This is a genomic window from Pristimantibacillus sp. Z349TD_6 (genome assembly GCF_056173205.1).
In genome coordinates, this window is record NZ_CM149662.1 from 5,429,565 (window position 1) to 5,450,530 (window position 20,966).

Annotated in this window: 16 protein-coding genes; 5 read left to right on the plus strand and 11 right to left on the minus strand. The window is 44.4% G+C overall.

The window, feature by feature from the left end:
- Positions 1 to 83 precede the first annotated feature (83 nt).
- The 7 genes from AC0VYE_RS23845 to AC0VYE_RS23875 all read right to left on the minus strand — a co-directional run bounded on the left by AC0VYE_RS23845 (position 84) and on the right by AC0VYE_RS23875 (position 14,087).
- Entirely contained in the window at positions 84 to 5,741 is a 5,658-nt protein-coding gene (locus AC0VYE_RS23845; protein WP_475443100.1) for a cohesin domain-containing protein, read from the minus strand.
- A 212-nt stretch (positions 5,742 to 5,953) separates the two neighbouring features.
- On the minus strand, positions 5,954 to 6,802 hold the full coding sequence (locus AC0VYE_RS23850) for a carbohydrate ABC transporter permease (RefSeq protein WP_076270479.1): 849 nt from the start codon (positions 6,800 to 6,802) through the stop codon (positions 5,954 to 5,956).
- An 18-nt stretch (positions 6,803 to 6,820) separates the two neighbouring features.
- Positions 6,821 to 7,690: a carbohydrate ABC transporter permease gene (locus AC0VYE_RS23855; RefSeq protein WP_475449715.1), complete on the minus strand. Its 870-nt coding sequence runs from the start codon at positions 7,688 to 7,690 to the stop codon at positions 6,821 to 6,823.
- A gap of 115 nt (positions 7,691 to 7,805) precedes the next feature.
- Positions 7,806 to 9,158, minus strand: a complete 1,353-nt coding sequence (locus tag AC0VYE_RS23860) for an ABC transporter substrate-binding protein (protein ID WP_475443101.1) — start codon at positions 9,156 to 9,158, stop codon at positions 7,806 to 7,808.
- Between the two features lie 102 nt (positions 9,159 to 9,260).
- Entirely contained in the window at positions 9,261 to 10,697 is a 1,437-nt protein-coding gene (locus tag AC0VYE_RS23865) for a response regulator (RefSeq protein ID WP_475443102.1), read from the minus strand.
- Positions 10,669 to 12,468, minus strand: a complete 1,800-nt coding sequence (locus AC0VYE_RS23870; RefSeq protein ID WP_475443103.1) for a cache domain-containing sensor histidine kinase — start codon at positions 12,466 to 12,468, stop codon at positions 10,669 to 10,671. Before AC0VYE_RS23870 ends, AC0VYE_RS23865 begins: the two co-directional genes overlap by 29 nt.
- 341 nt (positions 12,469 to 12,809) lie before the next feature.
- Positions 12,810 to 14,087 carry a BclA C-terminal domain-containing protein gene (locus AC0VYE_RS23875; protein WP_475443104.1) on the minus strand — a complete coding sequence of 426 codons (1,278 nt, stop codon included), beginning with the start codon at positions 14,085 to 14,087 and terminating at the stop codon, positions 12,810 to 12,812.
- A 712-nt stretch (positions 14,088 to 14,799) separates the two neighbouring features.
- Between AC0VYE_RS23875 and AC0VYE_RS23880 the strand changes: the two genes are divergently transcribed.
- The 3 genes from AC0VYE_RS23880 to AC0VYE_RS23890 are packed head-to-tail and all read left to right on the plus strand — an operon-like array spanning position 14,800 to position 16,665.
- Positions 14,800 to 15,654, plus strand: a complete 855-nt coding sequence (locus AC0VYE_RS23880) for an ABC transporter ATP-binding protein (protein WP_076270474.1) — start codon at positions 14,800 to 14,802, stop codon at positions 15,652 to 15,654.
- Positions 15,647 to 16,300 carry an ABC-2 transporter permease gene (locus tag AC0VYE_RS23885; protein ID WP_475443105.1) on the plus strand — a complete coding sequence of 218 codons (654 nt, stop codon included), beginning with the start codon at positions 15,647 to 15,649 and terminating at the stop codon, positions 16,298 to 16,300. The genes AC0VYE_RS23880 and AC0VYE_RS23885 overlap by 8 nt, the downstream gene beginning before the upstream one ends.
- Positions 16,300 to 16,665 (plus strand): GntR family transcriptional regulator, encoded by a 366-nt coding sequence (locus tag AC0VYE_RS23890; protein WP_441909306.1) that lies wholly within the window; start codon positions 16,300 to 16,302, stop codon positions 16,663 to 16,665. Before AC0VYE_RS23885 ends, AC0VYE_RS23890 begins: the two co-directional genes overlap by 1 nt.
- Before the next feature lie 71 nt (positions 16,666 to 16,736).
- On the opposite strand, the gene AC0VYE_RS23895 is transcribed toward AC0VYE_RS23890, so the two are convergent.
- Complete coding sequence (locus AC0VYE_RS23895; RefSeq protein ID WP_475443106.1) at positions 16,737 to 17,105, minus strand: DoxX family protein; 369 nt, start codon at positions 17,103 to 17,105, stop codon at positions 16,737 to 16,739.
- Between the two features lie 342 nt (positions 17,106 to 17,447).
- The gene (locus tag AC0VYE_RS23900) at positions 17,448 to 18,326 is read right to left on the minus strand and encodes an SDR family NAD(P)-dependent oxidoreductase (protein WP_475443107.1); all 879 of its coding nucleotides are present in this window, start codon (positions 18,324 to 18,326) and stop codon (positions 17,448 to 17,450) included.
- Between the two features lie 165 nt (positions 18,327 to 18,491).
- Here AC0VYE_RS23900 and AC0VYE_RS23905 point away from each other — a divergent pair, with 165 nt between their 5' ends.
- Complete coding sequence (locus AC0VYE_RS23905; protein WP_076270469.1) at positions 18,492 to 18,962, plus strand: MarR family winged helix-turn-helix transcriptional regulator; 471 nt, start codon at positions 18,492 to 18,494, stop codon at positions 18,960 to 18,962.
- Between the two features lie 236 nt (positions 18,963 to 19,198).
- Here AC0VYE_RS23905 and AC0VYE_RS23910 read toward each other — a convergent pair whose 3' ends face one another.
- A complete protein-coding gene (locus tag AC0VYE_RS23910) occupies positions 19,199 to 19,657 on the minus strand; it encodes an SRPBCC family protein (protein ID WP_076270468.1) in 459 nt (152 codons plus the stop codon).
- Between the two features lie 50 nt (positions 19,658 to 19,707).
- A complete protein-coding gene (locus AC0VYE_RS23915; RefSeq protein WP_475443108.1) occupies positions 19,708 to 20,256 on the minus strand; it encodes a TetR/AcrR family transcriptional regulator in 549 nt (182 codons plus the stop codon).
- Between the two features lie 169 nt (positions 20,257 to 20,425).
- Here AC0VYE_RS23915 and AC0VYE_RS23920 point away from each other — a divergent pair, with 169 nt between their 5' ends.
- Complete coding sequence (locus tag AC0VYE_RS23920) at positions 20,426 to 20,947, plus strand: pyridoxamine 5'-phosphate oxidase family protein (protein WP_076270466.1); 522 nt, start codon at positions 20,426 to 20,428, stop codon at positions 20,945 to 20,947.
- The last annotated feature ends 19 nt before the right edge of the window (positions 20,948 to 20,966 follow it).

Here is a 20,966-nt window from a genome sequence, read left to right on the forward strand (position 1 = left end):
GAATCCGAAATTCCCCTTTCGTTATCCGAACATGGTACGTCATCTCTTAGTTTAACTAGATGTGCATTCGCCTAGCTCTAACACTATTTATTCAGAATTAATCTAGCAACGAGTACAACATCTTCAAGACCAATTTCTCCATCATTATTGAAGTCCAGATGTTTCACTTGATTCCATTCAGGATCATGTTCCGTTATTCCATATGCCTCAACTAGCTTCACTAAGTCTCCAATAGTGAACTTGCCGTCTTCGTTCACATCGCCTGGTTTTGCAACATGAACCGCTTTGCTGAAGGTATTCAGTGCTTGCTTCAATGCTGTAATGGCAGCTTCCAACTCAGCTTTTGTTAATTTCACATTATCCGCGGCGGCTTGTGCTTGTTGTAATGCTTGTTGCAGTGCTGCTTTTGCTTCTGCTGGATATTGGCCTGGCAAGCTTCCCACTTGGGCATTCTCTAAGACTTGTTCCACTTCTGCAATTAATTCGTTCAGATCTGACTTATCAACTTCCTTCACGCCTTGAATCGTTACTTTATATTCTGTGCCGACACCGTAGATTTCCTCATCCGGCGCATTGGCAAGCTGCAATTCCGTTACTTTAATCGATGTAGCAGCATTTTCTGCCGTTGGCGCAATCGCTTTAAAACGAAGCTTCACAAGTTTTTTGTTGGATGATCCAACATCCTTCGATACATCTACGGCGATAAATGTTAGTTCTCCCTCGCCAAGCTTATAATCAACAATGATGAATCCTTCTTTCTCGCTCGGTTCAACGAAGCCTTCAAATTGTACTTGGGCAGGATCGAATTGTAACGTTGCCTCCTGGGCTTGATATAACTTTGTCCCTTCAGATAGACCATAGGTAACCTCAAAACTTTCTCCAATTTGAACTTGTTCGGGACCTGCCAATACAGCTTGATCGCTCGGCTCCTCTTTGATCTCAGCTGCCTTGAATTTAGCGATTGCCGCATTCAACTGCACCACCTCGGCATCTACCGTTGCCTGTGAGACTCCCGGATCGGCCTCAACTGCTTCTGCCGACTCAATAGCCGCTAGAAATTCGTTCTTCGCCGCAGCAGGGTATTGACCGGCTTGATCGCCGACCACGGCCGTATCATGCAGAAGTCTTGCCCCGTTAATTGCGCCTGTCAGCTCGCTTTTGTCAGCTTCTTGCACGGTTTCCCCCATAAACTGCATCGGACGCAGCTCCTTATGATCTTTCGAAGAGCCGATTCCGCCGCCCCATTCGAAGAAATCTCTCCGGCCCGCTCCGTCGTTCTCATTGAACAACAAGCTGAAGCTCAACATTCCCTTATCTGGATGAACCGGAGCAAGTTCGCTCCACGGCAAAGCAATATAGTAATACGTATATTTCGTATCTTCATCGCGTATCACTTTCGCTTCCGCATTTGTCACGTCTCCCGCTTCGACCCCCTGCGGAGCTACCCAGCGGTGGACGACACTCTGCCCGTTCGGACAAAGCGCAAATCCGTACTCGTACTTATCAGGTATTTCCTTGCCCGCTACACCTGAGAAGATTGCGAACTGGATCCCGTCGCCGGTCCAGGATGAGGAACCGCATTGATCCTGATAATGAATGTCGTCTTTAATCTTAGCTGTCAAATAAAGATGCTCCTCATCCCAATTCAACCAGAAGTCGCCGCTTAAATCATCTGGTCCCTTCCAGCCTTTTACACGATTGTTGCCCGATTTAATTAAATTCAGGGCATAATCGGGAATCTCAGTTTCCTGCAAATTCTCGCCGGAAGCCGTTTTCTTGATAATCGGATTAAACTCGGTGTAGCCATCTAATGCTACGGTCGCAGTTTCTTTAAAATTCAGCTTCACTTTGTAAGAGTAAGGTTTTCCGTATGCAGGAATCGGAATATCTACACTTCCTCGCCATGTGGAAGCAGGTGGAATCGCTTCATTATATGGTTGTGATCCAGAAAGCTCGCCCAGCTTCCAATCTAAGCTCGTTAGCGTATAAGCGGATACGGCTGAATTGTTCGTGTAAGAGATTTTCAACTGGCCCGTCTGTTCGTCCATGGATATGATATACGGCTCGACCGCCATGCCGAACGGTTCCTCGATTTGCGCGTTCACAAGCAAGTGAGCACGCAACTGGCCATCTACTTTCACATTGGCAATATAAGTCCGACTTCCAATCTCCGGAACCGCAGGCAGAGAGATAGGTACGTCAAGCTGCCCATTCGCCGGAACGGATACAGTCTGCGTGACGCCAGCCATTTCAACCTCGGCATCCATTGCTGTAGCGCTGCCCGTATTATCGAGTTTTACACGTACGCGAACATGATCGTTCACAGCTGCAACAACGTCATCCGCAGAGAATAAGCCACCAGCCTGAATGTCGGTAATGTTGCCTTTTACATAAAACACCTGATTGCCAAGCTTTAAATAGACTTTGTTATTCAAAGGCACAAGCGTCTGCTCTTCTCCGGTGAAATCCGTTACGATAACAGGACTATCCGTCGTCAAGACAACCTTTTGCGGGGTAAGAGACCATAGAACGCGTAGATCTTCGCCATTCTTGCGGAACAGATAGCTCCTTACGTTGCCGTACACCTGCTCCTGCTCAACATATTCCCCACCGGTCAGCTGCCTCGTCTGAACCGCATAAGTTGCAAAAGCAGGCTTGGCCGTATAAGCGCCCCGCTCATCTTCCTCGTTTACGATGATGCCGAAGTTATGCTCCCGGTTCTCAGGCTCTGTACCGTCATTTTTCAAATCGTACCAGGTGATATTTTCCACGCCTTCAGAGATCGCCAGCACATTATAACGGGTAAGATATTCCGCTTGTTTATCCTCCGAGACGCCATCTCCGCCAAGCTTCGTATGCCAGCCCGCTTCCGTCAGCCAAAGCGGTATGTCCTTGCCGCTGGTATTATACTTTGCAACCAGCTTGTTCAGCTTGTCTAAATCCAGATCGCCGCCTTCAGGGATTTGCGGAAAACGGTACGGGTGAACGGAAACGCCGTCCAAATAGTTCAGACCGCCAAGCGCAAACAGTTCTTCAATCCAGGCATAAGGAATAGTCACTCCGGCAGGGCCGATCACGCGTACATCCTCGCGAAGCTCCTTTACAGCATCGTACGTCTCTTTCACCAGCGGAAAATAATCCGATGCAGAAGCTCCGCCGCCAAAAGCGTTATATTCGTTCCATACTTCAACCTCTTTGATCTGTTCTCCGTAATGATTCAATACGGCGCGCGCGTAATTCGCAAAACCTGCTACCCCTGCAGGATCTTTAATATGAAAGCCGCCGGGATATAGATTATTGTTGTAACTCAGCACGATAAGCGGTGATATTTGTTGCTGCTTTAAGGCCGCCATATACGAATCGTATTGCTCCGGGAATTGATAAACGCCCTTTTGCGTCTCAATCGCCCCCCAATAAAGCTCGTCTCGTACCATGCTGACACCCAGTCTGGAAATAAGAGGAATCAATGTTTGATCCCAGCCTTGACCGAAATGGGTAGCCAGACTAAATGGCGATGATTGGCCAATCGTATCCGCGTTCGAAGAGAGCACCGTAATTGGAGTTGTCGTTCCTTTCACAATTCGTTCACCGTCTACAGCCGTTACATGGAGTTTATAGTACCCTTTGCTAAGTGTCGGCATGGACAAGGTTAGGTTACCGTTTTCTCCGACTGCGGCCGAACCTTCGCCGAAGGGGGTACCCCAATAATTTTCCAGTTTCCAATTGACCCGTTTTGCAACCGTTTTTAGATCAAGACTGATTGGTTCCCCCACAAGAAATACATTTCCCGTCGTCGTCGGAATAATCTTCATATCCCGCGTCTCTGGCACAAATTTGTTCACGGTGACCGCCGAGATCACGACATCCTGAGCCGTATCTACGGATGCTTTGGTATAATAAATACGATAATCCGTGCCGTTGGCACGATTGGAAAACTTGGCGTGAGGCAGAGTGACGATAAACGTCTTCCATGTCCCTGAATCCGTCAATTGAATCGGGTTTGCTTTCGTAAATCCGCCCTTTATGGCATCATACTCAGTCACAATCGTGCCTTTGCCAACATCGAGGTAAATCACCTCAACTTCGATCGGCATATCCACATCGTAAACATACGTATCGTCTACATTGAAATACAAGTACTTCGCGCCATTAGCCGTGTCCGTCGTCCAGCCTTCCTGCTCTGATCTTACAACGATCGGCGCCTTATTTTTGGCATTGTCTCCCGGGAACACATTAATTCCCTCGTACTTCCAGTCGCTATTTAACTGAGCTTTCACTGACTGCGCGTCGCTGTAGTTATCCAAAGGCCGGATTGAAACCTCTCTGAAATAAACATCCGACTCGCTGGTACCCATTTCGCCTGACCAAACGCCCAGACGCATGACTCGCTTCAAGTCCGCCTGCAGAACAATAAACCGCTCCTTTTTCCAACTGTTCGTACCCGTCAGTCGGATATGCTTCATATCACGCCAGCCGGTGTCATTCAGGTAGGACAAGGCGAACTTCCCAACAGGTCCGTCAAAATATTCGACCGTCACTTCGACGCGATGATTACCTCTAGAGACAAATTCCTCATCGGTCACTTCCATATAAAGAAAGCTGCGGGAATTGCTTTTATCCGTGCGCCAGCTGTCCTTGCCTCCAATAACTTCGGCCTTGCCGCTCTGATCTCGCAATTGCGGATCTCCTGGAAACATATGCAAGCCGCTGAATACGGGATTCGCACCTAATGTCGCCGTAACAACCTCATGACCTTGCTCCGGATCGTCAGCTTTCGAAACCTTAATGGAGCCGATGACGACATCTTCCCCGATCCCTGCCAATCGAATTGTCGTATAGTCGGCGTCCACGGGCTGAAAAACGTGTGTTTTCCACTCATTTGTCCCCGTCAATTGCACCGTATCCGAATCAGTACTGCTATTTGCTGCGGTGAAACGCAAATTAAATTTGCCTGTGCCGCGATCGAAATAGTCGACTGCCACTTTTTGATTTTTCCCGCTTCCATATGAACTATCGAGATCAAAGTACATGTAGGCGTAATTATTGCTGATTTGCGTAGACCACCCCTCCCTGGAAGCATAGGAGACTATCGGCTCAGCGTACTTTTCATTACCGCCCAGCCGCACTTTAATGCCCTCATAGGTCCTATTGCTTTTCAAAACTGCCTGCACCGAGCTTGCTGTACTGTAATCCGGCAGTTTGGATACAGTTACCGATTTAAAGAAGACATCCTCTTGGCTGCTCCCCATCTTGGGTCCGTACAGGCCCAGACGCATTTTTGTAATCAGAACGCCATCAGAAACGTAAAATCGATGCGTCTTCCAAGTGTTGCTTCCGGTAAGCTGAACATATTTCTCTTCCTGCCACCCGCCTTGCTTTAAATACATCAGATTAAATTTGCCGGTTCCGCCGTCGTAATAATCGACCGAAACCTCAACCCGGCTCTGCCCTTCGACGAAATAGCCAGGAGCCGCATTCAAATACATAAACTGAACTCCTCCGCTTTTGTTCGTCCCCCAACTTTGCTTGCCGCCTTTCACCGCCGCTTGCGGGGACGTAGAATTATCCCCGGGCAGCACCGTCAATCCGTTAAAAATTGGATCGTTTCCTAATTGCGCATATATCACATCCGGCGTATTTGCGGACGCCGATATCCCGCCTGGTGGAATAAGTCCTCCAGATACCAATAATACGGATAGCATGACGAACCATATACGAATTATCTTTCTGCTTATATTCATTACGCACCTCCTAGAATGAATGATTGTGTTACATCAAACAGATCAGTCACAGCTCACGGTAAAGCGCTTTCATTTTCTGGTTTTGAACTAATCTCATCACCTGTTGCTCCGGCATGAACATTTGTATTGCCGGAGCAAATCACCATCAGAACACTGACTACAATCATCATTGCTCGTTTCACACATAACTTTTTGCTTGCTATAATAATCGTTTATCCTTTGACCGCAGAACTGGAGAACCCTTGAATAATATACTTCTGGCCAATAAAGAAGACGATAAGCAGCGGTACGACTCCTGCTGTAGCGGCAGCCATCATCATGTTATAGTCCACTCCCGCTTCCAGCATGAAATTCTGCATACCAAGCGGTACCGTAAACAGTCTTTTGTCCAGCAAAAAAATCAAAGCGTTTTCATAATCGTTCCACGTCCATGTAAAATCAATGATAGCGAAGGTTGCCAGAACCGGTTTGGAAAGCGGAAGAAACAATTGAAAGAAAATCCGGAAATGGCCGGCTCCATCAATGAAAGCCGCTTCAGATATTTCATGGGGAATGCTCATAAAAAATTGCCTAATCATGAAGACGCCGAATACAGTAAACAAGCCCGGAAGAATGAGCGCCCAATGGGTGTTATAAATATTCATCCAATCAAACATGATAAATTTCGGGACAAACAATACTTGCTGCGGAATCATCATCAAACAAAGATAAAGCATAAAGATGGCATCCCTTCCCTTGAAGGGAATGCGGCTGAAGCCATAAGCGGCAAATGCAGCGAGCAATGGAGCTCCAATCATTAAAATGATCGATATTTTCAAAGAGTTTAAATAAAATAGAGCAAATCCATCGCCAGTCATCCACACTTTAAAGTGGTTGGTCCATACAGGATCAAGTGGAATCCACTGAATTGGAAAAGTGAAAACGTCCTTCGGCATCTTGAACGAGGTGCTGATCATCCAGATCATTGGCGACAACAACAGTAGACTCGCTAGTGCCATGAAGATCGTATTAAAGCTCTTGATTATTCGTTTTCTGATTATTCTGTTATTTCTAATTTCCATTGTGCGTCTTCCCCTCCGTTAGTAATGAACCCACTTTTTCTGGCCCGCCCACTGAATAAGCGAGATGCAAAGGATGATCAGGAACATGGTCCACGAGACGGCTGACGCGTACCCCATTTCATAAAAGCTGAACGCTTTCTTATAGGCGAAAATAGAGAAAACCGTCGTACTATTGGCAGGGCCTCCCTGTGTGATGGCATAAATCATGCCAAAGCCCTTGATGGAGCCGATGAAGCCAGTAATCATCAGAAAAAAGGTGGTAGGACTAACCAAAGGAAATATAATCAGACGCAGCAGCTGCCCAAACGTCGCTCCGTCCATCCTTGCCGCTTCCAGCTGCTCGGAGGACAATTCCTGCAGCGCGGCCAAATAAATAATCATGTTGTACCCAATTCCGCCTGCGGTCACCATGATCAGCACCGCATACATCGCTGTATCCGGGGAAGCAAACCATAGGGGAGGCTCCGAAATGCCAATTGATCGCAGGAATGCGTTAATCGGACCGTTGGAAGGCTGAAATAGCACCATCCATACAAAGGCAATGGCGATGCCGCTAGTGAAATACGGAGCGAAAAAGAACGCACGCAGCGTTTTCTGGAAATATGTCCGGTTGTTGAGTATGACAGCAATTAGAAATCCGAACATAATCGAAATCGGTACTGGGACCAACAACAGCAAGGTATTTCTGACTGATACAGCAAATAAATCATCTCTCACCATCATTCTAAAATTATCCAATCCGATAAAACGCGGGGTTTGCCCGCTAGCGAATACCCAATCCGTAAACATTAAATAAAAGGAGAACAGAGCCGGAACGAGCATAAATACCATCATTCCGATTAGATTGGGAGCAATGAATACATAACCAATCAGCCTCTGTCGCTTCATCCAACTCACGATCGGTCACCGCCTTTCTCTATTTATAATGTAGTTTGCAGTATCCAGCAGCTTGCGGCTAAGGGGATGCGGCGTCAAAGGTTCGCTTCCCCTTAGCCTGACGACTTTATTTAGATGTTGCTTGCAAATTCCCGTTATGCACCCGCGCTAATTCCTTCGCGCCTTCCTCAGGAGTCAGCTTTCGGGAAAACACGTTGTCATAAATTGCCTGCTGCTCGCTGCCTGTCTTCCGGTCCAGACGGCTCAGACCGAGTGGAAGGCTTCCGAACATGACCCGCTTAATCGAATCAAGGTCATAGGTATCCTCCACACCTTTGAACATAAGGGCAACAGCCTCATCGACTGGAAAGTCCTTGGATGAAGGCACTCTTCCGCCTGCCGCCATCGGCAGCATGCCACCGTCCGCATACCACTTGATAAATTTCCAGGCAGCTTCCGAATGCTTGGTGCGGGGATTGATAGCAACCACGTCTCCTAAGCCGCCAGCGTTAATGTAATCGGCCTGATCCATGTTAACCTTGGGAGCCGGCGCCGCCGCCACCTTGAACGACCGTGGGAACTCTGCCACATTGTTAGTCGTACGGAAAATCTGGTTCGTGGAAAATAGCATTGCGCTTTCTCCCTTCACAAACATCTGGTCCAAAGCGGGCTTCGAAGTAATCTGCTCCGTATGAGGCATCAAGCTTTTATCCGTAAACATCATGTCCGAATAAACCTGAAGCGCTTTGACCGTCAACGGATTGTCGAAAGCGGAAGTACCGTCCGGATTCGTCAGCTGCAAGCTTTGCTTCAGCATGGAACCGTTAATAGGCACATTGAAGTAATAATCGCTTTGCGCTAATCCCCAAACCTTATCATCCTTCAGCTTGGCGGCATAATCCCTGAACTCGTCCAGTCCCCATTCCGTAGGAACCGGCAGTCCCTTGGCATCGAGCATATCCTTGTTCAACCAGACAAAGGATAAGCCTTTCTGGGTTGGAACGCCATAATACTTATCGTCCACCTTCCAAAAGGCGGCACCTTCACCCATTTTTTCGTTCACATCATAGTCAGTAAAACTGCTTATATCAAGCGCGTTTCCTGCTTTTATACGCTTCTCGTAAAGGCTGTAATCATAGTTTACGTACATGTCTACGGGCTGGCCGGACATGAGTGCCGTATCCAGCTTCAGATTGCCGGCTTCATCATTGACGAACCGTACATACTCCACCTGAATATCCGAATTTTCTTTGTTCCAGTTGTCGACAACCTCTTGGGGTCCGTTCTCGGCCGGCACAGCTCCCCACATAGTCAGTTTGACCGGATCTGCGCCTGCAGTTGCAGTGGGCTCGGCGCTTGCGGATGTCGTTGGTCCATCTACTCCCCCATTGCTGTTACCGTTTCCGCCACAGCCAGCAAGCATCAGAGACACCGCCACAATCGAAGTCAAACCTGCAACCAATCTCTTTCTGTTTCTCATCTTTCTTGTAACCTCCCTAATCGGATGTTTAATACATCCCAACTATATCAACTCGCTCTTGGGTCTATAAGAGACGAAACTTGCGGATTGGCTGTATAAAACTTATATATTGTTCTCTTTCCTATAGGAGCTGGGTGTTTGTCCAACCAAGCGCTTGAACACTTTGATGAAGTACGCATCGTCAGTGAAGCCCGTCTGACTCGCAATCTCTTCTACACTGAGCTTGGAATGCAGCAGCAGACGTTTGGATTGTTCAATACGAATGTTTCGCAAATAGGCGATTGGCGTCAATCCCGTTTTTTTGCCGAATACGGTGCTCAAATAGTCTACATTGATTGCTACCAGACTAGCCAAATCCGTAACTTTAATGTTCTCCCTGTAATGCTCCAGCATATATTGAATCACCCGGTTCACCTCTGGATGGTCTGTATAGCTTATATGCTCCTCTTGCTTCTGCCGAATAAGCTCCCGTATTGCTTGCAGCATAAGCGCAAGCAGCGATTCATGGCTTACGGCAGAGTAGATGTCTGTCCGATCCTCCGATTTTCGTCCTGCCAGCATCGTCACAACATGAAGCAGATGAGCTGCTCGTTTTTTCACTTCCATATGAGAAAATGACGAGTCTTTCATGCACGACCAAATCAGCGTTGCTGCCTCCGTGCATTTTGGTTCATTCCTCTCTTCAAAGCAGCGAATCAGCTCAGCCTCCAGCTCCTCGATTGGCACCTGCACGTGTTTCTCCCCTATCGGATCAGAATCACGACCGTACCAATCGGCGTTTAATTGATTCAGCGCATGCAGCCAATCATCGGACAAACGGGACAATTTGCCAATAGGCGTTGTTTCAATCATCCGCTGGGATTGGATCTGGCTGACCGACTCTGACTTCTTCTGAAAGCTCCAGCAAAAGAAAGTGGTCTGACCCGCATCATGGAAGGTTTGGACAAGCAGATATTTTTCCGACCGGATTCCAATTTGATCCATGCGAGCAGGTGCGGCACCGCTTAGAGTGACTACAATCTCTAATCTCAGACTGCTGAATTTCTCCACCGCCAAGACAAGCTCCGCTGCATCTGCCTGAGCCGATACTCCTGCTCCCAAAATAACCGCCCACGTGCGGTGATAATAAGGAAAAAGCGCCTCTCCAGCCCCTTTAAGCTCTGCAAGCAAATCCTGCTTGATTCGTGCCAAACTTTCCAGCAAAACATCATCATTTAAGGATAGTTTCAGCAAATAGTTGGAAGCTCCGTATTGAAGCGCATCCCGTGCATAATCGAACTGGTTCATAGCCGTCAGCATAATAAAGCGGCTGCGTATCCCGGCTTTCCGTGTTTCCTTCAGCAATTCAATTCCGTCCATGCCAGGCATAACAATATCGGCGATGACGACATCTGGCTTCAAATCCACAATAGCCGAAAGCGCCTCATTGCCGTTCCCCGCTTCGCCGACAACACAAAAACCATGGCTTTCCCAGTCCAAAATTTCTCTGATGGCTTCACGAACAAACACTTCATCTTCCACCAATAAAATCGTCCACATGTCCGTCATCTCCTTTCTGTGAATAAGGCGCTGCAATCAATAATGGCATACGTATTCGAACGAGGGTTCCTTCCGCGCCCGATATAAGTTCAATCACTCCCTCACGCTTAAAGAGCAGCTCCAGCCTTTCTCTTAAATTGCTTAGTCCAATCCCGTGTCCGCTGCGTCTCCCCTTATTGCGGGCTGCCTCTTCCATGCCAATTCCGTTATCTTCCACTTCCAGAACAAGCTCGCTACCCTCCGCTCGCGCCCTGACCCATATAGTGCCACGACCTTCAGTCATGTTAAAGCCGTGGGCGATAGAGTTTTCTGTCAGAGGCTGCAAACTAAATTTGGGAACAAGCGCATACTGCACCGATTCCTCTGTTTCATATTCAATTGTAAATTGTTCTCTAAATCGAAACGCCTGTATGGATTCATAGGATCGCAGCAATGTGATCTCTTCTTTAAGTGGAATTAGCTCAATATCGGAATTGAGACTAGCCTCCAATATTAAGCCTAATGAAGTACAAATACCCGAAATGGCGTCCTGTTTCTCTTTTCTTGCAATCCATTTGACAGTGTTCAACGTATTCAAGAGAAAATGCGGGTTCATTTGGTAGAGCAGCATTTGAAAACGGACTACCTGCTTTTGCCGTTCTTCCTGTTTCAGCTTAGCAATTAGCAGCAAAACATCATCAATCATTCGGTTAAAGCTATCGCTTAGCGAACGAATTTCATCTGTTGCACCTTGGTTGATCGATATTTTAACATTCAGCTTCTTGTCCGACGCCTCTTCCATGCTTCGTTTCAAAACATACAACGGCTTCGTTATTCGAGACGCCAAAAAGAAGGTTACCGTGATGAAAACGATTACCAGAATAATGAGAAACATATAGATCATCAGTCTTAATTGCTTCACTTCACGCTGAAGTTCACTTAAGGGCATTTGACTAACGACATACCAATCCAGCTCCTCCACATAACTGTAATTGACTAGTGACAAAGCGCGTTCATCTTTGTAATGTCCATTTTTTGCATGTGAAGAAATGATCCTTTTCATGCTGTCCACACCGAAAGCAGATTCCTTATTTTGCAAAATGATTTCTTCTTGCCCGGTAAAAATGGTTAGATCCTGATTAACCGGATTATCTTTTAGCGTATTGTTGAACCATTCCTGAATGTTGATGCTGATACGTGCTAATCCGTAATTTCCCCGCAGCTCGTCGTCCAGCATCGTATACAGACTTAGCAGCTTATTTCCTTGACTTCCTCTTACATCATTCCAGTCGTTCGCTACCCACCGGTAAGGACGCAAGCCGGTTTGCAGCTTTTTTTGCCACTCCTGCAATTCTTTCCGTTCGTTTGTCAACTGGTCATTGGGAGCATAGGAGGTGTATACATTGCCGTTACGGTCGATAAAACGAAAATACAGCTCCGTCTGATGGAAAAAAAAGCTGTTGTTGATCCCAAACATTTTGCTTTCTATTATTTTCTTTCGTACAAAAGGATCATACTTATCAGGGGCGTGCATAATCTGGATCAGGCTTTCATCCTGACTCAGCATGGTATTTGCTTTATAAGAAAATGCCATCATATCCGTCAAGGATATATAAACCTGCTGCATACGCTCGGACATGCGGTCTATCATGTCATTCTGCCGAATCGTTTCGAAATGCTGAAAAAGGTAATAAATTGCGATGCACAAAGGAAGCATCAGTAATGTGATATACGCGATAAACAGCCTATATTTCAACGTATTGGGGAGCCATTTTCTCCTAGATTGCATCATTTGTGTATCATTCACTCCTCATATCGTTTTTGAGTCTATCAAACGCACCTTTCATTTTATCACACTCAAAAACTGAACCATCAGATTAAAAACTTGTATTTTTATATAACAATTCTTAGAAATTGAGCACTAAGGAGTTCATCTCGTCTAACTGACTTATCCAGCTTGAGTTGGGCATTCCAACATATAAAAAAATCACGTCCAATGGACGTGATTTTTTTATTTTGGTGCAGTCTAAAGGTGAATCAACACAAACCTCACCACATTAAATTACATACATTTCATCTGGATAGTTCTATAAATTACATTGAACTTATCCTTTCACAATTTTGAAAGAAATCCTAAGAACTTATTTTCATAATAAGAATGGAAGCATTTGAATTGATTTGAGTTCCCCCGGCATTGGTTTGTAAAGTAACGCTAGAGGCGCTGGAATGATTTCTTAAAGTTAGTACATCACTAGCGGCAGCAGTAATAATAATCATGCCTGGATTAGATTGAGTACCAGCACCGGAGCCATACACGCTTCCACCAACAGGGGCACCATTCTGATATAAGGTAAATTGATTACTTTCTACTGCAGTTACAATATAATAAACGGCATAGTCTCCAGCGTTATTTATCATAATTTGTGATGTATTCGGTGTATGGGTGATGTTATTTAGATTACCATTGCTATCGAAAATAATATCCGTTTCTACCGCCACTGACTGGCTACCTGTATTGAATACATAACCGTAAGCTGACAACCCTTCACCTGTCGCTCCTGTTGATCCTGTGACTCCCGTTTCACCTGTCGCTCCTATTGCACCCGTTACTCCTGTTGCTCCAGTTTCACCTGTCGCTCCCGTTACTCCTGTCACTCCTGTTGACCCCGTTGCTCCTGTCTCACCTGTCACTCCTGTTGACCCCGTTGCTCCTGTCTCACCTGTCGCTCCTGTTGACCCCGTTGCTCCTGTTTCACCTGTCGCTCCTGTTGACCCCGTTGCTCCTGACTCACCTGTCGCTCCTGTTGACCCCGTTGCCCCTGTTGCTCCCGTCGCTCCTGATAATCCTGTTGTCCCTGTCTCACCTGTCGCTCCTGTTGCTCCTGTTTCACCTGTCGCTCCACCTGGATTTCCTGTTGGACCTGTTACTCCTGTAACCCCAGTTGGACCTGTTGCTCCTGTAACCCCAGTTGCCCCTATTGATCCTGTCACACCTGGATCACCTGTCGCTCCTGTCGCTCCTGTTGTTCCCGCTACTCCGGTTGCTCCTGTCGCTCCTGTTGTTCCCGCTACCCCCGTTGCTCCCGTTGCTCCTGTTGTTCCCGCTACTCCGGTTGTTCCTGTCGCTCCTGTTGTTCCCGCTACTCCGGTTGCTCCTGTCGCTCCTGTTGTTCCCGCTACCCCCGTTGCTCCCGTCGCTCCTGTTGTTCCTGCTACTCCAGTTGCTCCTGTTGCTCCTTTAACACTCGCTGCTCTACGCTTTTCTTTGACATTTACTATAACTTCCTGTCTAATACCACACTTACAATTCCTTTCCTTACACTTATGGCATCGTTTTTTTCTAAATTGAAAATGCCTGTGATTGTAACGAGCAAAACGTTTTTTTACTGTTATCTTCTTCAGTGATCTCATCTCCTTAGCTGCACCATATGAATCAAAATAGTGTTAGAAAGCCATTATACAAAGCCTTCCTAAACAGCGATAACCCAGGCAATATCATATTAGACTGAACCTTGGTCCCATCCCTGACTACGACCGTTTTCCCTCTAGAACTGGTTTCACTTCTACACTATTTATTAATAAAGACGAGTCAGCGCCGCTGGCTTGTCTCGCCCATTTGAGAATAAAAGATTTGATTAACTTATCGATGTTTTGAATCTTCACTGACTAATCCACGCCAAATAAACAAGTAAATTAGGCTGGTGTTATTTTAAGCAGCTTCGGATTGCTTGAGCCATGAGCTGTTACACTCCGCACACTTTAAAAACAACTCACCCGGTAAGCTCCGTTTTTACTTTTAATAATCACATCACTCATTGAGCAATTGCTTATTCTGTCATTCAACATAAGGCACTGTATATCGTATGAATGACATTCGTGTAGGGCATGGGCCAATGTTCTAAAATGAATTTTATTACATGCTGGTTTGTTCCTTGGAGGTCTTTTCACTCCCCCCTCGGTGCCAATTCGACTCGATTAGCCCTTAATCGACAAAAGTATACCAAACTACGATAAACAAGAAATAAACAAACTCATCCATAAATTTCTTGTTATTGACATGTGAATGACTTCAATGATATATTGTGCATGCACAACATACACAATCTGCAAAGGAGTTGATTATATGCTTGCGTTAGAAATTAAAAATTTAAATAAAAAATATGAGCATTTTCATTTAAAAGACGTATCTTTTCAACTGGAAAAGGGTTATATTATGGGATTTATCGGAGCCAACGGCGCAGGAAAAACAACGACAATAAAAGCCATTTTGAATTTGATTCATAAGGATAGCGGCGAGATTAGTATTTTGGGCAAGGAGATGACCAAACACGAGCTCGAATTAAAACAAGAAATTGGCTCTGCCTTTGGTGACATCAATTTCTATACTCGTAACAAAGTCAAAACATTAACTAATGTAATCAAAAAGTTCTATCATAATTGGAATGATGAAGCCTATTACAATTATCTCAAGAGATTTAATTTAAATGAAAACAAAAAAATAGCTGAATTATCAACCGGGATGAAAGTGAAATACAGCTTAGCCATCGCTTTATCACACGGCGCAAAGCTGCTTATTCTTGATGAACCAACAAGCGGACTTGATCCGGTGGCAAGGGACAATTTATTGGATATTTTTCAGGAACTAGTAGAAGATGGTGAAATCAGCATCCTGTTTTCCACTCATATCACAACTGATTTGGAAAAATGTGCCGATTATATTACTTTTATCGATAACGGTCATATTATCAACAGCTCTGAGAAAGAAGAATTTATTGATACCTACCGCTTGGTGAATGGGAAAGAAGAACAATTGGATTTGATAAAAGACCAGTTAATCGCCTACAAAAAGAATTCATTTGGCTTTACAGCCTTGATCCATACTAAAGACTTTGATCCGTCTTGGAATATTAAATCAACTTTGCCTAGTCTTGAGGAGATTATGATCTATTTCGCGAAAAAGGAGATTATGCATGTATAATTTACTAATGAAAGAATTAAAGCTAGGCGTAAGCCCATTCTTTTATATCATGCCTTTTTTGACGGGTGCTTTAATGCTAATTCCTTCATGGTTGTATTTCCTTGTCATCCTCTACTTCTGTTTCCTCACGATTCCGAATATGTTTGCAGGGTATAAATCTCAGAATGATTTGATATTTACCAACATGCTGCCTGTAACCAAAAAAGACATTGTAAAAGCAAAGGTATACGTTATTGTTATTCTGGAATTAATGCACATCATTGTTGCCATGATATATGGTTTGATTACTATTCGCTTATATCCAAATCTGACCTATTTTTTCTTCAAACCATCCTTTGGTTTTTGGGGACTATGCTTCGTTATGATTGCGATCTTCAACATTATCCTTATATCGATGTATTATAAAACAGCCTATAAATACGGCGCAGCAACGATTGTGTCCATTACAGCTGCGATACTGTTTGCAGGAGGCGCAGAATGGCTCGGAATACAGAATTCATTTGTGTATGATCTTTTCAAAGGAAATGGTACTGATCATTTGGGAATTCATCTATCCATCTTGTTCTCGGGCATCGTCATATTTGCGAAATTTACGATAATCGCTTATCATATTGCAATCAAACGTTTTCAGAAAGTGGAAATTTAATGAACATAGCTATTTCGAACTCATCTGATAAACCGATCTATCAGCAGCTTTTTGAACAAATTAGCGCACAAATTCTAAAAGGTGAACTAGAAAATGGTTACAGCTTACCTCCCATACGACAAGCCGCCACAGAGCTTCGTGTTAGTATCATTACCGTAAAAAAAGCGTGGGAAGAACTTGAACGGCTTGGCTTGATTTATACCGTAACCGGCAAAGGCTGTTTTGTAGCCGAGCTCTCCCCTGATGAGATGCTGCAAAAACGCAACGAAATGATTATGAAGCAAATGGTTCTTGACACTTCCTATTACAAAACCTTCGGCCTTACTTTAGAGGAAGTTTTCGAGCTTTTGAAGGAAATCTATTGAATAGGTTTAAAACAAATCAACCACGTCCTATGGGCGTGGTTGATTTGTTTTATTGGTGAATTCCACTATCCTTACCCAAATAGATTGGACAGTTCATCTGCATATAATAGCACTACTGCAGCAGCTATCAAAAGATTTAATATGGCAGGGAATATTTTTCCGATTGGATGTTTGACTCTGAAATGCGTGAGGCACGCCAATAGCATCATGACGCCTACCAATAATGCGGTCCATGCCGCAATCCCCGCATACCAATAGCCGGCAATGAGTCCTATGCAGGCAACAATTTGAACGTAGCCCGTAATGACGCGAAACCATTGAGGAAGTTTAATCGAATCAAACAGTTCAACCTGATGTTTTGCTCCAACAATCTTGCTTCCTCCAAAAAAAGCCATAGAAAAAAGCAGCCAACTTTGAAGAATAATAGCTAGTATATGCATTTAAAATACTCATCCTTTCTATTTTTTAATCAGACACCATTCGGTGTCCTATTTCATAATAGTACACCCACATATGTCTTGTAAAGCATTTATTACGATGTAATTTATGAAAATTTTATCCATTTAACGGTTTGGATTCTTAATACTCCGCATGCCAGCTCATCATAAAACATGACGCTTTTATTTTGGCAATATTTTAATGGTGCATCTCCCCATAGGCTAATGAGCAGAAAACCACGTCCGATGGACGTGGTTGATTTATTTATTATGGTGAAGCTTAGAGGATCCCTGATTTCTGCCAGCTAAACGCTCTCCTCCTATGGTTAGTTTCCACTGCTCCGATCAACTTCCAAAGAAGCCTTTCTGTCTTAGAATATCACATGTATCATTCCATAATTTACTTTGCATCTCCTTTATTCCCCCAGGATGTACGGGTACTATGGGATCGCCGGCTCCAACATTATAATATCCGCCTGATTTTCCCTGATAGTTAGGATCAGTCATTAGACGAATAATGATATCGGCTCCTCTTCGCGGATCCCCAATACGAAAGAAATGGAGCAGACGCTCCAGCATCGAGGCAAACCATAATTCTCTTCCAAGACCCGTAACATTAAATCCCGGATTCAGTGCATGAATGCTGATTCCTGTTCCATCCCATTGACGTGCAAGTTCAGCAGTAAACATTATATTTAAAAGTTTGGTTTTCCCGTATACCGCGGATGAGCCTCTAGAAGTAAAAGGTGCTGTATCGAGTAAATCCGCCGGTATCTTAAGCTCCCCATGACGGCGAGAAGCCTCAGAAGCAACATTAACAACAGTTGCACTTCCTGCTTTTTTCAAGGAATGATGCAAGAGATGGGTCAATAACCATGGTGCAAAATAGTTCACAGCCATCATTTCTGCTAATCCGTCTGACGTAATTCTCTGTTCAAATGCATGTAGGCCAGCGTTATTTAATAACACGTCAATCTTGGGAACTGCGTCTGATATTTCTTGACCCAAACGATAGACATCCTTCAGTGATGACAAATCACCATAGAAAAAGTTAATTTCAGCTGTTGGCGTCCGCTCCTTGATCATTTTTTCAGTTGCTTCTGCACGGCTCTTACTCCTCGCGGTTAGAACAAGATGAGCGCCTCGCTTAGCCATTTCGATTGCAACAAGCTGCCCCAAGCCACTTGTAGCGCCAGTAATTACAATTATCGGATTTGCTGTCATCTTCATTCTCCTTTATATGGATTGCATGTTTTTCACGGTCATTTTGACATCTTATTGCCGAAAATATATAATTGATATATGTCCACTATATATAAGTGATTGATATATGTCAATTAAATATAGAATGTGCTATCTTTGAAAAATCTAGGTTAGGTGGTACCAATAATGAATGAAGAACGTAAAGACACGCTGAGAGGACAATTAGAGCTGAAGCTCGGCGAACAAATTAACGCCCTCATCAGCGCCTCGCATGCGCTGAATGTCAGAACTTCTGCTTATTTCGATTCCTCAATACAACCAGCGGCTTTCCATATTGTGAGATGGCTGTACTCCCATGGTCCAACAAGCGCCTCTATTTTGGCAGATTCAACTGCTATGGACCGAAGCTCGGTCAGCCGTCTCGTCAAACAACTAGAGATTTTGGGTTATGTAAAAAGGGAAGGTTCTCCGGATGATCGCCGAGCGATACTTTTTACTCTCACAGAACTTGGACGCAAAAAAACGTTTGATGCTCTGCGGGAAAAGGAAAACGTTTTTTATGAACGCATATCCCAATGGGATAATCAACAACTTGATACATTTATCGAAATGCTTAAGTCCATTAATGGATTTGAGCAAAATAATGAGATCCTTTGAATTGGCCAAGGCTAAAAAATGTACGACATGATCCTAAAAAATCGCCTAATTGGGCTTGCTCGATCATTGGATCCCCTTGCAAGGCCCCACCAAACAACAAATAAACCACTTCAGATGAAGTAGTTTATTTGTTGTTTGTGAAGTTTATTTGGAGCCTAACCTCTGACCTCATCGCGCAGCAAGCTTTCCAAATGGTTTACTCGAAGATTGATATGACTGGGCTTATTCATATTTATTTATCTCCTTTCATCATTTACGGGATCACTTGTCTTAAGTCTAATGGCCATCAATACATCTTCCCAATAAAGCTTCATTTGTTCACGCGTATTCGGATGATCCAGATTCTCTTGATGGAAACTGATCGTTGTTTTGTCAGGGTTATCGGATAGCAGCCGGATTTGCAGCGTCGATGGTTTCTCCCATTCGTTCTTCTCCCACTTTAACCGAAGCTGCTGAAACGGTTTTACAACCCTGAATTCACCAGAAATACCTTCAGGAGTCGTAAAAGTCTCTCCCTTGTGCAAGTTTAAGAAAGATAGGCTGCCGAGCCATAATTTCAGCCCTTCGGTAGAGGTAAGAAACGCCCATGCCTCTTCTCGCGAAATCGGAAACGTTCTCCGAACACCAACTTGATAACCCACCGATGCCGTTTGACCAACTATTTTTCCTGATACGGCATATTGTTTATTGCTCATTACAACACCTCCCAAATGGTTGTAGGTACTCACTAACTAATGCTTAAAAACTACGGAGTCAGAGCTCTAACAAACAATTCAATGCTCGATTGCATAAAATTTTGCTGGGTCACCTTAGTGATGGATGACGCACCAAATAGCTGTGTTATGAAAGCTCCATAATTCATCCACATGAAGGTAATCGCCTGTGTTTCCGCATCGGTTGCAATCAGTTTGTTCTTTTCCTGCATGTCTGCAAAATAATTCGTCAATAGCTCCAATAGTTTCCGCGGATGCTTCTGCGCCTTCTCACGAATCTCGGCCAGCTCGTTGTCGCTCAAAACAATAAGAAACAGTTTACGGTTTCGATCCATGATCTCATGATACATTTGGCTTATCATGAGCAAATCCGCTCTCAAATCCCAAATTACTTTTTCATGAAAAATCTTAGTCATTTCAATCGAATAATGATAATGATCGACTGCTTTGTCCAATAGATTTTGCTTGCTTCCAAAATTGCGGAACAAGGTCATCTCGCTGACGCCCGCCGCTGCAGCTATCTCTTTCGTTGATACGCCTTTGTAGCCTTTCTCAGCCATTAAATCGATTGCTGCCAGCATCAGCTTGCTTTTATTGTCCTCGTTGTTCCTCCGAGTGGCACTGCCATAGAAATTTCCAAACCACCAAATAATTATGGATTGCTCGATAAACGTATTTTTGGATCTACTTACTCACTCCAATAACTGATATGCTAGCGAAAATAAATCAGTATTGAAGGAGTGGTTGAGAATGGATATGGTTCGTTACAAGATTAGAGAGGTGCTCGATAGCAACAAAATTGAAGCTTTCCTGAGCAAAGCGCGAATTGGCCATCTAGGCATGGTTGATGGTCTGCTGCCCTATGTTGTTCCGCTCAACTTTGTTTGGGCAAATGAGAAGCTTTATTTTCATGGTGCCGCAGGCGGGAGACGCAATCAGGTCATGAGTGTAAACCCTGAGGTTTGTTTTACGGTTTGTGAAGAATATGGAACCATTACTGATCCAGTACCGGCTAAGACGGACACAGCTTATATGAGTGTCATGATTTTCGGCAAGGCCGAGCTCATCGTTGATCTGGATGAAGCTACATATATGTTGCAGGAAATGCTCAACAAATATGTGCCTGGTTATTATAACCGCCCATTGTCCAAACAGCATGTAGATAAATACAGGTCTGCTGTTTTCAATACATCTGTTCAGGTGTACCGAATTGATCCTCATCAAATAACAGCAAAAGAAAATCCGATTGAAGCAGAAAAAATGTACAAGTAAAAAAGTCTAATGGATGACT

Bases quoted from the DNA above. Each gene is read 5' to 3' on its own strand.
- AC0VYE_RS23890 (WP_441909306.1), top strand. From the start codon at position 16,300: ATGAACATAGCTATTTCGAACTCATCTGATAAACCGATCTATCAGCAG.
- AC0VYE_RS23845 (WP_475443100.1), bottom strand. From the start codon at position 5,741: ATGAATATAAGCAGAAAGATAATTCGTATATGGTTCGTCATGCTATCC.
- AC0VYE_RS23880 (WP_076270474.1), top strand. From the start codon at position 14,800: ATGCTTGCGTTAGAAATTAAAAATTTAAATAAAAAATATGAGCATTTT.
- AC0VYE_RS23850 (WP_076270479.1), bottom strand. From the start codon at position 6,802: ATGGAAATTAGAAATAACAGAATAATCAGAAAACGAATAATCAAGAGC.
- AC0VYE_RS23875 (WP_475443104.1), bottom strand. From the start codon at position 14,087: ATGAGATCACTGAAGAAGATAACAGTAAAAAAACGTTTTGCTCGTTAC.
- AC0VYE_RS23895 (WP_475443106.1), bottom strand. From the start codon at position 17,105: ATGCATATACTAGCTATTATTCTTCAAAGTTGGCTGCTTTTTTCTATG.
- AC0VYE_RS23860 (WP_475443101.1), bottom strand. From the start codon at position 9,158: ATGAGAAACAGAAAGAGATTGGTTGCAGGTTTGACTTCGATTGTGGCG.
- AC0VYE_RS23885 (WP_475443105.1), top strand. From the start codon at position 15,647: ATGTATAATTTACTAATGAAAGAATTAAAGCTAGGCGTAAGCCCATTC.
- AC0VYE_RS23910 (WP_076270468.1), bottom strand. From the start codon at position 19,657: ATGAGCAATAAACAATATGCCGTATCAGGAAAAATAGTTGGTCAAACG.
- AC0VYE_RS23870 (WP_475443103.1), bottom strand. From the start codon at position 12,468: ATGATGCAATCTAGGAGAAAATGGCTCCCCAATACGTTGAAATATAGG.
- AC0VYE_RS23855 (WP_475449715.1), bottom strand. From the start codon at position 7,690: ATGAAGCGACAGAGGCTGATTGGTTATGTATTCATTGCTCCCAATCTA.
- AC0VYE_RS23905 (WP_076270469.1), top strand. From the start codon at position 18,492: ATGAATGAAGAACGTAAAGACACGCTGAGAGGACAATTAGAGCTGAAG.
- AC0VYE_RS23900 (WP_475443107.1), bottom strand. From the start codon at position 18,326: ATGACAGCAAATCCGATAATTGTAATTACTGGCGCTACAAGTGGCTTG.
- AC0VYE_RS23865 (WP_475443102.1), bottom strand. From the start codon at position 10,697: ATGTGGACGATTTTATTGGTGGAAGATGAAGTGTTTGTTCGTGAAGCC.
- AC0VYE_RS23920 (WP_076270466.1), top strand. From the start codon at position 20,426: ATGGATATGGTTCGTTACAAGATTAGAGAGGTGCTCGATAGCAACAAA.
- AC0VYE_RS23915 (WP_475443108.1), bottom strand. From the start codon at position 20,256: ATGCTGGCAGCAATCGATTTAATGGCTGAGAAAGGCTACAAAGGCGTA.